The organism is uncultured Algoriphagus sp. (assembly GCF_963974835.1).
Lineage (GTDB): Bacteria > Bacteroidota > Bacteroidia > Cytophagales > Cyclobacteriaceae > Algoriphagus.
The window spans coordinates 1,327,137-1,340,973 of sequence record NZ_CAXBET010000001.1 but is presented as its reverse complement, the minus strand read 5'-3'; the positions used below and the strand labels follow the sequence as shown (position 1 = coordinate 1,340,973).

Annotated in this window: 10 protein-coding genes; 5 read left to right on the top strand and 5 right to left on the bottom strand. The window is 39.3% G+C overall.

Annotated features, from left to right (window positions below):
• Positions 1-2: 2 nt before the first annotated feature.
• From AACZ73_RS05970 to AACZ73_RS05950, 5 genes are all read right to left on the bottom strand, one after another.
• A complete protein-coding gene (locus tag AACZ73_RS05970) occupies positions 3-575 on the bottom strand; it encodes a nucleotide exchange factor GrpE (protein WP_339876278.1) in 573 nt (190 codons plus the stop codon).
• A gap of 77 nt (positions 576-652) precedes the next feature.
• Positions 653-1,648, bottom strand: coding sequence for a GTPase ObgE (obgE, locus tag AACZ73_RS05965; RefSeq protein ID WP_339876276.1), 996 nt, complete (start codon positions 1,646-1,648; stop codon positions 653-655).
• 74 nt (positions 1,649-1,722) lie between these two features.
• Positions 1,723-2,295 (bottom strand): adenylate kinase, encoded by a 573-nt coding sequence (locus tag AACZ73_RS05960; RefSeq protein WP_339876275.1) that lies wholly within the window; start codon positions 2,293-2,295, stop codon positions 1,723-1,725.
• A gap of 14 nt (positions 2,296-2,309) precedes the next feature.
• Positions 2,310-2,846, bottom strand: coding sequence for a hypoxanthine phosphoribosyltransferase (hpt, locus tag AACZ73_RS05955; protein WP_339876273.1), 537 nt, complete (start codon positions 2,844-2,846; stop codon positions 2,310-2,312).
• Positions 2,847-2,855: 9 nt separating this feature from the next.
• Entirely contained in the window at positions 2,856-3,764 is a 909-nt protein-coding gene (locus AACZ73_RS05950) for an aminopeptidase (RefSeq protein ID WP_339876272.1), read from the bottom strand.
• 172 nt (positions 3,765-3,936) lie between these two features.
• Here AACZ73_RS05950 and AACZ73_RS05945 point away from each other — a divergent pair, with 172 nt between their 5' ends.
• The 5 genes from AACZ73_RS05945 to AACZ73_RS05925 all read left to right on the top strand — a co-directional run bounded on the left by AACZ73_RS05945 (position 3,937) and on the right by AACZ73_RS05925 (position 13,765).
• Positions 3,937-5,220 (top strand): OmpA family protein, encoded by a 1,284-nt coding sequence (locus AACZ73_RS05945; RefSeq protein ID WP_339876270.1) that lies wholly within the window; start codon positions 3,937-3,939, stop codon positions 5,218-5,220.
• Positions 5,221-5,815: 595 nt separating this feature from the next.
• Positions 5,816-6,772 (top strand): calcium/sodium antiporter, encoded by a 957-nt coding sequence (locus tag AACZ73_RS05940; RefSeq protein ID WP_339876268.1) that lies wholly within the window; start codon positions 5,816-5,818, stop codon positions 6,770-6,772.
• A gap of 20 nt (positions 6,773-6,792) precedes the next feature.
• Positions 6,793-8,940 (top strand): cation:proton antiporter, encoded by a 2,148-nt coding sequence (locus tag AACZ73_RS05935; protein ID WP_339876266.1) that lies wholly within the window; start codon positions 6,793-6,795, stop codon positions 8,938-8,940.
• 171 nt (positions 8,941-9,111) lie between these two features.
• Positions 9,112-11,511, top strand: a complete 2,400-nt coding sequence (locus AACZ73_RS05930; RefSeq protein WP_339876265.1) for an outer membrane beta-barrel family protein — start codon at positions 9,112-9,114, stop codon at positions 11,509-11,511.
• Between the two features lie 76 nt (positions 11,512-11,587).
• Complete coding sequence (locus AACZ73_RS05925) at positions 11,588-13,765, top strand: DUF5916 domain-containing protein (protein WP_339876263.1); 2,178 nt, start codon at positions 11,588-11,590, stop codon at positions 13,763-13,765.
• Positions 13,766-13,837: the final 72 nt, after the last annotated feature.

Here is a 13,837-nt window from a genome sequence, read left to right as displayed (position 1 = left end):
TATTATGCTCCTGTCACCACTTTTGCGTAGCGTACTACTTTATCTCCTAAGACATAACCTTGTTCGATTACGTCTACCACTTTACCTTTTAGTGCTTCATTTGGCGCCGGTATCTGTGTGATCGCCTCCTGCGTTTCCGGATCAAATGGCTTACCAACTAAATCATCCATTGGCTTCAAGCCTTTTGAACCCAGAATTTTTACTAATTTTTGAAAAATAAGAAGATTACCCTCTCTCACTTTTGACCCTTCCACCTCATTCTCGCTCGCTTTGAAAGCACGCTCAAAATCATCAACAACAGGAATTAAATCTTTTAACACTTCCTCCGAAGCTGTGGAAATAAGATCCAACCGCTCTTTTGCAGTTCTCTTTCTGTAATTCTCAAAATCTGAATACAGTCGAAGGTATTTATCCTTCAGATCTGCTATTTCGTATTCCAATTTATTTTCCTCTGAGTCAGTTTTAGGCTCTTCACCTTCAAAATTCACTTCTGATGAAGTGTTTTCTACTGTTTCCTCATTGATATTCTCGTCTTTGAGATTCATTTCTTGATCCACTTGTTCTTTATTATTCATAATTGAAATAGACAATAATTGGCGCTCAGGCTTCAACAATATTGTTGCCATTGCATTTTCTCTGACAAACTGACACCTTATCCCTCATGAATAGCCTGCCAGATTAGATCTTTTAGCCTGTCAAGATTGTATTGTGAGACAGATGAGATAAATACATGGGGAATTCCTTCTGGAACTTCATTTGCCATTTCTTTGACAAGTTCGTCATCCAGCATATCAGCTTTGGATATAGCAAGTAACCTTCTTTTGTCTAATAATTCTGGATTATACTTTTCCAGCTCACCAAGCAAAATCCGGTATTGTTCACCGATGTCCGCTGCATCTGCAGGGACCATAAAAAGTAATATGGAATTTCGCTCTATGTGTCGAAGGAAGCGTATTCCTAATCCTTTCCCTTCTGCAGCTCCCTCGATAATCCCAGGGATATCTGCCATTACAAAAGATTGATCTCCCCGGTATGCAACTACTCCAAGATTTGGAACAAGTGTGGTAAATGGATAATCCCCAATTTCGGGTCTAGCCGCAGATATGGAAGAGAGTAAAGTGGATTTACCAGCATTGGGAAAGCCCACAAGACCAACATCCGCCAGAAGCTTGAGCTCTAAAATAATCCATTCTTCGATTCCTTCTTCTCCGGGTTGCGAATAATGAGGTGCTTGGTTAGTTGAAGTTTTGAAATGGTCGTTGCCCAATCCTCCTCTTCCACCTTTGGTAAGAATTATTTCCTGTCCATCCTCAGTGATTTCAAAACGTTTTTCTCCTGTCTCTGCATCTTTTGCTATGGTCCCAAGAGGTACTTCCAAGATTATATCCTTGCCATCGGCACCAGTTCTACGACCACCTTCTCCACCTTTACCAGCCTCGGCGATTACATGCTTTTTATATTTCAAATGAAGTAAAGTCCATACTTGGGTAGTCCCTCTTACAATAATGTGCCCACCTCTACCTCCGTCTCCACCATCGGGACCTCCCTTTGGGACATGCTTTTCTCTTCGAAAATGTGTCGATCCTGGTCCGCCCGCCCCTGATCGGGAACAGAACTTAACGTAGTCTATGAAATTTGAATCAGCCATTTTTAGATAAAGAAAAAGGCTAAGCCTACAAGCTTAGCCAAATATGAATTGCAAAATTAAGAAAATAAAGGCAATCAGTAGCTATCAATCACTGAAGTGATGTCTGAGAAGATCTGATCGATCTCACCTACGCCATTGATTTTCTGAAGTTTCTCTTGTGAATTGTAATAATCTGCCACTGGAAGAGTCTCGTCAAGATAAACTTTAATGCGAGTATTGATTTTCTCATCATCCTGATCATCTACACGATTTGAAGTCTTACCGCGCTCTTTGATTCTGATCCTTAATACTTCTTCTGGAACATCAAGTGCAATCATACCATTGATTTCAAGATCATGCTTTGAAAGCATTTCATCCAAGGCCTCTGCCTGAGCAGTAGTACGAGGGAAACCATCAAAAATAAACCCTCGGGCATCCGGGGTCTCGTTAATTTTATCTTCAACCATTCCTATTACGACTTCATCTGGCACTAATCTTCCCTCGTTCATGTACTTCTTTGCAAGTTGACCAAGTTCGGTTCCTTCACCAAGATGCTTTCTGAAAAGATCGCCTGTTGATAAGTGAGTAAGTCCGTATTTCTCTATAAGCTTTTCACTTTGAGTGCCTTTGCCTGCACCCGGAGGGCCAAATAATACTATATTATACATTCGTAAGTCTATTATTAAGGAGTACTGAGTTGATAAATATCGGGTAAATTCCTACCCAAACCATCGTAATCAAGGCCATAACCAACCACAAATTTATTGGGAATTTCAAAACCCACATAATCTATAGTGTAATTAAACTGAAAAGCATCCGGTTTATGGAGCAAGGTCACTATGCTAAGTTTTGCAGGATTAAGGGCAGAAAGTGCCTTTAATAAATAATCCATGCTGATTCCTGTGTCGACTATATCCTCAACAATCAATACGTTCTTACCTTCAATTTTTTCTTCCAATCCCAAAATTGACCGAACCGTTCCAGTGGACTCTGTACCTAAATAACTACTCATCTTTATAAAAGAAGTAGAAATTTGTAAGTCAATTTTCCTACAAAGATCAGCTATAAAAACAAAAGAGCCGTTAAGCACGCCAACAAGAATTAATTCCTGGCCGGAAAAATCCTGGGTTATAGCGCTACCAAGTTCGGAAATTCTAAAATCGATATTTTCGTTGCTCAGGAAAATTTCAAATTCCTTATCTTTTAATTTTACGCTCATTCCAATTTTTTAAAGTCTTTCCATTAAATAAGGGTAAATATTCAGCATTGCTTCTAAATCAGCCAATGAAACTTTTTCGTTAGGCGAATGTACATTGTCTTCAGCTGCTCCGATGAAGCACCAGTCTATTGCATACGGTGAAAATTGAACTTCTCTTCCATCACTTCCACCATATTCTTCTACTTCTAGTTGAAACGGGATTCCGCTATCCTTCGCTAAACTTATGATTCTGTCAATGAATTTCTTTCTTGGAATAAATTTATCCCGAATGGAGATTACAACCCCTTTATGAAATTGAACTCCTTCGGTAATCCAGGTAATATCAGAAATCAATGCCTGCTTTATAGGGGAAGTCTCCTGAATAAATTTTAATAAAAAAGGCATACTGCCACCGCCGTGCTCCTCATATGTGGAAAAAACCACCCAGCCGTGGGTAATCGTCTCGCAAAGTTTTAATGCGGAGTAAACCCCTAACCTATTATCTAAGTAAGCTGCTTGAATGAATTCATGGTCTAATCTGATATCTTGAGAGAAGGAAAGCCTAGTGCCAGGCTCTATACCGCGTGGGAAATCATGATAAATATTATTTTCATCACCATTTAGCTTACAGGAAATCTCACCCAAAGAGTCTTTTCCCACTAAAACAGTGCCCTCAATGACTTCAGGACCTCCTATGCTAATCAGCTGATTATTATACCTTGACATAAATCCAATAGTATCTATATGAGCAAAAACAGCTATGCGAGGTGTACCAAATTTCAATAAAATACAATCATGAAATTCTTCGCCAGAATATATCTCAGGAACAACCTTCCAAGAATTCTTTCGTTGGACTATACAATCTAAAATAAAATTTGACGTTCTAGACTCATCACCTGAAACGCTATTTTGTTTTAATAATTCGATTAAAAATTTCATTATGGCATAAATTATGTTAATATTTCATCGTTATATTTGAAAAAAAGCAAAGATTTATTTTTTATCCACAATTGGGTTTTAAATAATTCATCTAGATTTGTAGTAAATTAAAAGTTTATAAATTTGTATTCACATCAATCAACACTTAAAATTTGAACAAAAATTTTTTGTTATGAAAAAACTAATACTATCAACAATTATGGCAGGGGCTCTGGCGATCGGAGCTAATGCACAGGAATTCGACAAATTCTCCCTTGAAGTTGGCGGAGGCTTTAATAAGCCAATGGCTCCAATAACTCCTGGCTATTTATCACCTTCTTTAAATCTTGGTCACATCGACTTAGGAGCGCGTTACATGTTTAACGAGAAATTTGGTTTGAAACTTGATTATGGATTTGGATCTATGAAAGAGGCAGGAGCTGATGATGCTGCTACCGGTTCATTTGATACTAAATACTATCGTCTCGATCTTCAAATGGTTTCCAATCTTGGAAGGATCATGAATTTCGAATCATTCACTAGATCACTTGGTCTATTAGGTCACTTTGGTGCTGGTATTGGAAATGTGAAACCTCAAGAAAATCTCTATGCAGATGAGACTGATGATGTTTATAACTTCATTGTAGGTTTTACACCTCAATTAAAATTAGGTAAAAGTATTGCTCTAGTTGGTGATATCAGTGCGATCATCAACGGACGTCAAACTGTTACTTGGGATGGCGCCACTGCAATTGGCCCTGCAGATCACGGATTTTTCGGTGCTAATAGCACATGGTGGACAGGAACTGTAGGTCTTCAGTTTTACTTAGGTAAAAATGAGGAGCATGCTGACTGGTACATCGCTGCTGACAAATATGCAACTAAAGAAGAGTTAGCTACTCAGATCAATGGCATCAAAGATATGTTGAAAGATTCTGATGGTGATGGCGTTCCTGATTACTTAGATAAAGAACCAAACACTCCAGCAGGAGCAAGAGTTAATTCTTCAGGAATGACTTTGGATTCAGATGGTGATGGAACTCCTGACCACATGGACAAATGTCCTTTCCTTCCTGGTCCAGCATCTACCAACGGATGTCCTGTTGAAGAAGTAGTAGAACAAATTGACTTCTTTAAGAAAGCTATCAATGATGGTTATGTAAACGTTTATTATGCATTTGATAGTGCTAAACCACTTGGTTATTCTGCAAGCGCTGCTAATTACGTTTCTAACTTCCTTAAGAAGAATCCAGGTGTTAGTGTAGAGATTAAAGGTTACGCAGACGAATTAGGTCCTGAGGATTACAACATGAAGTTGTCGGAAAGAAGAGCTAAAGCTGTATATGATATCTTAGTAGCTTCTGGAGTTGATGCTTCAAGACTTTCTTACAAAGGCTATGGTGAAGACACTAGCGTTGATAAATCATCTGCTGACGCTAGACAAATGGCAAGAAGAGCTAGCTTCGAAGTTAAGTAAGCAGGAACTTCATAGGTATATGAAAAGGGATCGGTATCACACCGATCCCTTTTTTTGTTATTTGATCATAATGTTTTAAAAGCAAGATTTCGTAAAACATAAAAGCTTTAAATAATATTTACTTAAAGTCTTTTATTTAAAGGGTTTCCAATGATTTATTCTTTGCAAGATGATCTTCTTTATTTATGTGGAAAAGCAGTTAATAAGAACAAATTACACAGATATTATTTACCCGTTTAGCTAAGGCGTAATTAGACTGTTTTTAAGAAACTTACTTTATGATTTAACGATCACAAAAAGTCTTAAGCATCTTGAGCTAAAGACGCACTAGAGAGATTACTATCTAAATTAAAAATAATAAGTAACCTAGTATTATAGATTTTTGATTGAAAGGGTGTTAGGAAGATTAATGGATTTCTAGGTCTTCAAAAAAATCTGTACTTGTCTATAAATGATGCAATATTTTTGACCCCATTTCTACTTAAAAATAATTTTTCAGTTGCTGATTTTCGTGAGGGTATTTCCCATTACTTTTGAGATATTTTTGAAGTGCTTAAAAAGAGAATAATCACTACATCTCCAGCTCGATTTCGACATGATTCTACCTATTATGCTATTGATTGTAGGACTTCTTCTTTTGGTAAAAGGAGCAGATTGGCTAGTCGATGGAGCATCGGTCCTGGCAAAAAAACATAAAGTTTCAGATTTAGCGATTGGACTAACTATAGTAGCTTTTGGCACATCCGCTCCAGAACTTGTTGTCAACTCGGTCGCTTCCATGCAAGGCTATCCAGATATTGTCTTCGGCAATGTTATCGGATCAAATAACTTCAACCTATTTATAATTTTGGGTATTGCTGGACTGATAACACCCCTTACAGTGCAGTCAAGCTCCGTGTGGAAAGAAATCCCTTTTTCATTTTTCGCCGCCATCGTCCTGATTTTTCTAGCTAATAATTATTTCAGCTCTGAAACTCCAGGGCTATCGATGATTGACGGAATTATACTACTTTTCTTTTTTGCAATATTCCTTTATTACGTCTTTACCCAGCTTAAGTCAGAACCAGAAGGTGATAACATCGTCCTAAAACAATATTCCAACCTAAAAATATGGGGACTGATCCTGATTGGCCTGGCGGGCCTCGTCATCGGTGGAAAACTAGTAGTGGACAATGCAGTCGCAATGGCACAATCATTTGGCGTCAGCGAGAAAATTATTGGTCTCACAATAGTTGCTGCTGGCACTTCACTTCCGGAGCTTGCAACATCTGTAGTCGCATCTATTAAAAAGAATAATGACATCGCCATTGGCAACATCATCGGCTCAAACATTTTCAATATTTTCCTGATCCTTGGCGTTAGTTCGATGATTAATCCCCTTAACTATCGACTGGCATTCAACACTGACATTTACATTTTAGGAGCCGGAACCATTTTCCTTTTCACAGCAATGTTTACTGGTAAGCGAAAAAAACTAGATAGATGGGAGGCTGCCTTACTATTGGTGTCTTATATAGGATACACTGTCTATTTGGTCAGCGGAGAAGTGTAAGTACATTAACTTCAAACATTATGCACCTGGATCAATTATCTGAATTTGTTTTGCCTATTGAGAATCCGGTTCTCAAATTCCTTTTGATCTTATTGATCATTTTGCTGGCTCCTATTGCTCTCAACCGACTAAAAATCCCTCCACTTCTTGGGCTTATTATTGCAGGAGCAATAGTAGGTCCCAAAGGACTTAATTGGATTGATCGGGACAGTGGGATTATACTTTCCGGGACTGCGGGAATGTTATACATTATGTTTTTGGCTGGTTTGGAGATTGATCTGGCAGATTTCAGAAAGAACAGTAAGAAAAGTATTGTGTTTGGAATGTACACTTTTCTTATCCCAATGATATTAGGAATGATCGCTGGGCTTTATGTCTTGAATCTGGGGATGTTATCTTCCATTTTACTGGCAAGTATGTTTGCATCCCATACGCTTATTGCTTACCCAATGATTTCAAAATTGGGTATAGCGAAAAATAAAGCAGTCAACATCACGGTGGGAGGAACTTTGATCACTGACACACTTGCTTTACTAGTATTAGCGATCGTTGTAGGAGCTACGAAAGGCGAAGTGAACACACTTTTCTGGATCAAATTAGTGATTTCCTTAGCTGTCTTCACTAGCATCGTTTGGTTTGTTCTTCCTCTTATTGCCCGTTGGTTTCTGAAAAAGTTTGAAGACAATGTCTCGCAGTATGTCTTCTGTTTAGTTTTGGTATTTCTAGGATCTGCCTTAGCTGAACTGGCTGGAGTAGAGCCCATCATAGGAGCGTTCCTCGTAGGGTTGGCCGTAAATCCCTTGATTTCTCACACATCTCCTTTGATGAACCGGATCGAGTTTGTCGGGAACGCAATCTTTATTCCCTTCTTCCTGATTGGTGTTGGGATGTTAGTTGATTTTAATGCATTTATTAGTGGGTGGCAAACAATTTTTGTGGCCATTGTGATGACAGTCGTGGCTACAGCTGCAAAATTTCTCGCAGCACTAGCTACACAAAAAACTTATGGCTTTTCCAAAGACGAAAGAAAGGTAATATTTGGGCTTAGTAATGCCCAGGCTGCCGCAACTTTAGCCGCAGTAACAGTCGGTTACAATATTATTCTTGGCACAGATGCTAACGGCGAACCGATCCGTCTTCTTTCTGAATACGTGCTGAATGGTACCATCATCATGATTTTGGTAACCTGTACCATAGCTTCACTAGAGGCCCAAAAAGGAGCGAAACGAATTGCATTGGCTGATTCTCCACTAGATGAAGATGGTGGTGAAGACATTCAGGAGCGGATTTTAATCCCTGTGAGAAATCAGGAAACTTCTGATGAATTAATCCATCTCAGCATCATGCTGAAGTCACCTCAAAAGCAATCCAGTCTCTACGCACTTAGCATAATCAACCCAAATCTTGAAGATGTAAATGCAGAAATGAAGGCACAGAAAACCCTGAATCAAGCAAGCAAAACTGCTGGATCCACGGATCACTTTCTCTATGAATTGCTCCGCTATGATACCAATGTGGAGCATGGGATCTCCAGTGTGATTCATGAAAATAAAATCACGGATTTGGTGCTCGGTCTACACGAGAAAACCAAAATGGACGACAGCTTCTTGGGTAGTCTCACAGAAGGTCTACTTAGCAAGTGCAATACAACAACCTTTATATATAGGCCCCGCCAACCTTTCGATACCCATAGACGTCATCTAATTTTCATTCCACCCTATGCCGAGAAGGAACTGGGCTTTCCATTTTGGTTAGTTAAAGTCTGGAATATCGCTCGAAATTCCGGGTCAAGAATGATCTTTTATACAGCTCCTGCAACTAAACTTTATCTGAAGGAGATTTTAAAAAAATATCCAATTCGTGTTGATTTCAGGCCTTTTCCAGAATGGGAAGAATTAGGTAATCTCAACATTATTTTAAAACCCAATGATAACCTTATTATGGTTCTCAGCCGAAGAGGAGAAGCTTCCTACCACCCGCGCCTTGAGCGAGTTCCACAATTAATAAATACTTGGCTGAAAGATCACAGCTTTATCCTAATTTATCCTAATCAACCAAAATCGATAGGATTACCGGCTATGGATATGATCCACGGATCATTAATTGGTCCTATTGAGCGGTTGGATTGGATAAGAAGGACAGTTGCCAGTCTATTGAAAAGAAAATGAGGGATACAAAACTGTAAAAGGAGTTAACTATTCGTACGTAAGAAATCACCTTTGGTAATTTTTTACCTGATTTTTCGAGATAATCGAAATATCTTTTCATGATTTTAATTCCTCACGGCATTTACTTTGGATTAGAATCTATTTAATCCCAGACACTAAACCGGCATCTAAATGTCTTCCTCAAACCAAAGCTCCAACGGCAAGATTACTTTCGTTCTCTTTTTGAGCTTACTTTTTTGTTTTCCCGTTTTTGCGCAGCAAGATTATAAAGGAAAAATCAATGGACTTGTGATCGAAGAAGGTTCATCAGCTCCGCTTCCCTTTGCCTCAATAGGTATTTACAATACATCGGATAGTCTGATTTCGGGAGGCCTTTCAGATGACGATGGTAGATTCCAAATCGATATTACAAATGGAGAATTCTATGCTTTGGTAGAATTTATGGGTTATGAAGCATTTAAAACTGATCCATTTTCCATTTCGAAGGAATCGCCTTCTTACAACTTGGGTCAGATAACTATGAAAACCACTGCTGGGGATTTGGAGGAAGTGGTAGTACAAGGAGAGAAAACTATCATGGAGCTATCGCTGGACAAACGTATTTTCAACGTGGGTAAAGATCTTGCGAATGCTGGAGGAACGGCGAATGATATCTTAATGAATCTACCTTCTGTATCTGTAGATCCACAAGGCAACGTAAACTTGAGAGGATCATCAAATGTCCGAATACTCATTGATGGAAAACCCTCTGGCCTCGTGAGCTTCAAAGGAAGTAGTGGACTGCGCCAACTTCCAGCAAATATGGTAGAACGCGTCGAGATCATCACCAATCCATCTGCACGATATGAAGCCGAGGGAATGGCCGGTGTGATCAATATTATTTTGAAAAAGGAAAATAACCAGGGTATTAATGGATCTTTTGAAGTGATCGTTGGAACTCCTACAAATCTCGGTTTCACTGCCAATTTGAACTATCGTCACAACAAAATCAACTGGTTTATAAATTATGGCTTGGCGCACCGGCGCTCGCCCAATGTCGGTGAATTATATCAGGAAGTATACGGTCAGGATACGACATTTATACTTAATCAATCCAATGAAGGACATGTCACCAGTTTGAATAACAATATCCGAGGAGGTTTGGATTACTATTTTAATGAAAACAGTATTTTAACACTTTCATACCTGTGGAGAAGAAGTGATGCACACCGAATCACCGACCTACGATATGAAGATTCCTGGAACACGCTAGACAACTTGCAGAGCTACACTCTCCGAAGGCAAGATGAGACCGAACAGGAGCCAAACTCAGAGATTTCTGCTAATTACAAGCGCACTTTTGAGCAGAAAGGACATGAACTCACTACGACTTTCACCTATTTGAATTACTGGGAAAATTCGGATCAATTGTTTACACAAAACACGTTTTCACCAGAAGCAATCGAAAACACTTCGCTCGCACAAGTTCAGACCTCTCTGAATGACGAATATGAAAATCAATATTTAGCAATGCTGGATTACGTGAAGCCATTTGCAAAAGAGGGGAAATTCGAAACTGGATTTAGGACAAGCTTTCGCAGAATGAAGAATGATTATATAGTGGAGGAAAAAGGCGATGATGGAGAATTTTCACCAATCCCCGGTTTAGACAATATTTTTCTTTACGATGAAAATATAATGGCAGCCTATGGAATTGTGGGGAATAAAACTAAAAACTGGAGCTATCAAGCAGGTTTAAGGGCAGAATACACCGATGTGAAAACTACGTTGGAAGAGACCAATGAAGAGAACCCAAGAAAGTACTCGAATCTCTTCCCAAGTGCACACTTAACCTATAACATATCGAAGGAAAATGCATTTCAGCTAAGCTATAGCCGAAGAGTGAGAAGGCCAGTTTACAATGACTTAAGTCCTTATGTGACGCTTTCTGATTCGAGAAATTTCTTCAGCGGAAATCCTGACCTGAATCCAGAATACACTAATGCATTTGAGCTTGGCCACATTAAGTATTTTGAAAATGGGACATTATTCACCACAGTCTATTATAGAAGTACCGATGACAAGATCGAAAGGTTACGATCTGTGGATGAGGAGAGCAATTCCAGGACATTGCCTTATAATCTAAATGGTGAAAATTCTTTTGGAGTGGAATTAAGCGGAGACTACCGCCTTTATGAATGGTGGAAAATCGACATGAATGTTAACTTCTTTCATGCAAATATCGATGGTAGCAACATTCAAGCAGGATATACCGCCAAAACGTATTCATGGTTGTTTCGCCAAACTTCCCGCTTTACATTGAAAAATGGCATGGACATTCAGCTTCGCGCTAACTATGAAGCCAGACAAAAAACAGCTCAGGGAGTCAGGAAAGGAATTTTCTTCACGGATCTATCAGCTAGCAAAGGGATAATCCAAGACCGGGGCACATTGACTCTGAATGTGCTCGACATTCTCAATTCCAGAAAAAACAGGTATATCACCGAAGGCGCGAATTTCTATACAGAGGGCAAATCGCAATACCAGAGACGTCAGATTAACCTGACTATGAACTACCGCATGAAGCAGTAAATAAAAGTTCAATTGAGATTATTTACAATCCAGACCTTTAACTGACCCATTCATCTCTTCTGAAAGAACTCATTGCATGAGCAAACTCCTTTTATTTCTCTCTCTAAGTTTATTTTTAGCCAGCTCTCTTTATGCCCAAAAGATAAACTCAGACTATCAGCTGCATATTAAAAGAGCAAGCTCTGAGATCGTCATCGATGGGGCTATAGATGAGCAAGCTTGGTCCGATGCGGAAATTGCCACTGATTTCTTCATGATAACTCCGATGGACACAAGTTTTGCAAGGGTAAGAACGGATGTGAGAATGACTTATGATGACGAAAGCCTGTACTTACTTGTGGAAAATTTCCATGCAGTTGATGGGCCATACATGGTTGAGTCTCTTCGTCGGGATTTCAGTTTTGGTAAAAATGATAATTTCCTGCTTTTCATGGATCCTTTCGACGATCAGACTAATGGATTTTCTTTTGGGGCCAACGCAGCCGGCGCACAATGGGACGGAATCATGTATAACGGAGGAAGTGTGGACCTTAGTTGGGACAATAAGTGGACTTCCAAAGTCATCAACTATGATGACAAATGGGTTTTTGAAGCAAAAATTCCTTTCAAATCGATACGTTACAAAAAAGGAATTACTGAATGGGGAATCAACTTTTCACGATTAGATCTGAAAACAACAGAGAAATCTGGATGGGCACCAGTTCCACGTCAATTCCCTTCTGCTTCTTTAGCATACACAGGAATTTTGGTTTGGGATGAAGCTCCTCCACAAACAGGCGCAAATATATCTTTGATTCCTTACGCCTTGGGAGGGTTTAGCAAGGAAGTCTCAGCTGGAGGAGAAACAGAATATAGAAAGGAAATAGGGATGGATGCCAAAATTGGTTTGACCTCATCACTTAATCTAGATCTTACAGTGAATCCTGATTTCTCTCAGGTGGAAGTAGACCGACAAGTCACAAATTTGGATCGCTTTGAATTATTTTTTCCCGAGCGAAGACAGTTTTTTTTGGAAAATGGAGATCTATTCGCTGGCTTTGGCTACAGCACTATCCGTCCATTTTTCTCCAGAAGAATAGGGCTAAATGCGCCAATACAGTTTGGAGCAAGATTAAGCGGTAAAATAAATAAGAACTGGCGGGTCGGTGCGATGAATATGCAGACTGGAAAAGTAGAGGAAGACGATTTGCCTTCACAAAACTTTACTGTCCTCGCACTACAAAGGCAAGTTGGGGCACGGTCGAATATCACTGCACTTTTTGTCAACAAACAATCTTTGAATTACAACCCAGACCCTAATGCTGAAGCACCGATATATTCCCAATTCAACCGAAATGTAGGTTTAGAATACAATCTAGCTTCATCAAACAATCTGTGGACAGGAAAAGCAATGGTACTTCAGAGCTTTGGGCCGGATAATGTAGGGAATGGCTTTGTCCATGCTGCTAATCTAAAATACAGTGCAGGAAATCTAACCTGGAATTGGCAGCATGAGTTTGTGTCAGAAGACTATACCGCAGAAGTAGGCTACGTACCTAGAAGAGGGTTTTACAAAATCAATCCACAGGTGGGGTACCGCTGGTTTCCGAAAAGTGAAAAAATCCTTAACCATGGCCCAGATTTGAGTACCACATTCTTTTTCAATAAAGAAGGAGAAAAAACTGATAACACTACCCTACTAGCGTATAACCTAAAGTGGAGAAGCCAAAGTACTTTGATGCTATGGACCAGCACAGATTATGTGAAGTTGCAACGACCTTTTGATCCCACCAATTACAGTGGAGACACTTTGGCAACTGGCACAGAACATCAGTGGTATGCGATGGGAGCAGATTATATTTCTAAACCACAAAGCGTGTTTACTTATGCTTTTTCTACGCGGTTAGGAGGGTATTATTCGGGCGGAGAGCGATACAATGTGACTGCGGAGTTAGGATATAGATTCCAACCGTATGTGAGTATCACGATGAACGCTGGGTATAATGAGATCCATTTACCCGAACCTTGGAATGCAACAAGTTTTTGGTTGATCGGTCCAAGAGTGGATGTGACGATGACGAATACACTCTTCTTTACGGCATTTGTCCAATACAATGAGCAAATTGAAAACATCAATCTGAACACTCGATTTCAGTGGAGATTCAAGCCAGCTTCAGATTTATTTTTAGTGTACACTGACAATTATCTTCCAGCTCCCTTTTATACCAAGAACCGCTCACTGGTTTTGAAATTTACCTATTGGTGGAATCTGTGAGTGTTAAAAATTAATTCTTACGTTTAATAATGCCCTGAAAATTAATTAATTGGAATAAAGAATATGTCAATA

Excerpts from the sequence above, each read along its gene's own strand:
- AACZ73_RS05970 (WP_339876278.1), bottom strand. The coding sequence starts at position 575 with ATGAATAATAAAGAACAAGTGGATCAAGAAATGAATCTCAAAGACGAG.
- obgE (WP_339876276.1), bottom strand. The coding sequence starts at position 1,648 with ATGGCTGATTCAAATTTCATAGACTACGTTAAGTTCTGTTCCCGATCA.
- AACZ73_RS05960 (WP_339876275.1), bottom strand. The coding sequence starts at position 2,295 with ATGTATAATATAGTATTATTTGGCCCTCCGGGTGCAGGCAAAGGCACT.
- hpt (WP_339876273.1), bottom strand. The coding sequence starts at position 2,846 with ATGAGCGTAAAATTAAAAGATAAGGAATTTGAAATTTTCCTGAGCAAC.
- AACZ73_RS05950 (WP_339876272.1), bottom strand. The coding sequence starts at position 3,764 with ATGAAATTTTTAATCGAATTATTAAAACAAAATAGCGTTTCAGGTGAT.
- AACZ73_RS05945 (WP_339876270.1), top strand. The coding sequence starts at position 3,937 with ATGAAAAAACTAATACTATCAACAATTATGGCAGGGGCTCTGGCGATC.
- AACZ73_RS05940 (WP_339876268.1), top strand. The coding sequence starts at position 5,816 with ATGATTCTACCTATTATGCTATTGATTGTAGGACTTCTTCTTTTGGTA.
- AACZ73_RS05935 (WP_339876266.1), top strand. The coding sequence starts at position 6,793 with ATGCACCTGGATCAATTATCTGAATTTGTTTTGCCTATTGAGAATCCG.
- AACZ73_RS05930 (WP_339876265.1), top strand. The coding sequence starts at position 9,112 with ATGTCTTCCTCAAACCAAAGCTCCAACGGCAAGATTACTTTCGTTCTC.
- AACZ73_RS05925 (WP_339876263.1), top strand. The coding sequence starts at position 11,588 with ATGAGCAAACTCCTTTTATTTCTCTCTCTAAGTTTATTTTTAGCCAGC.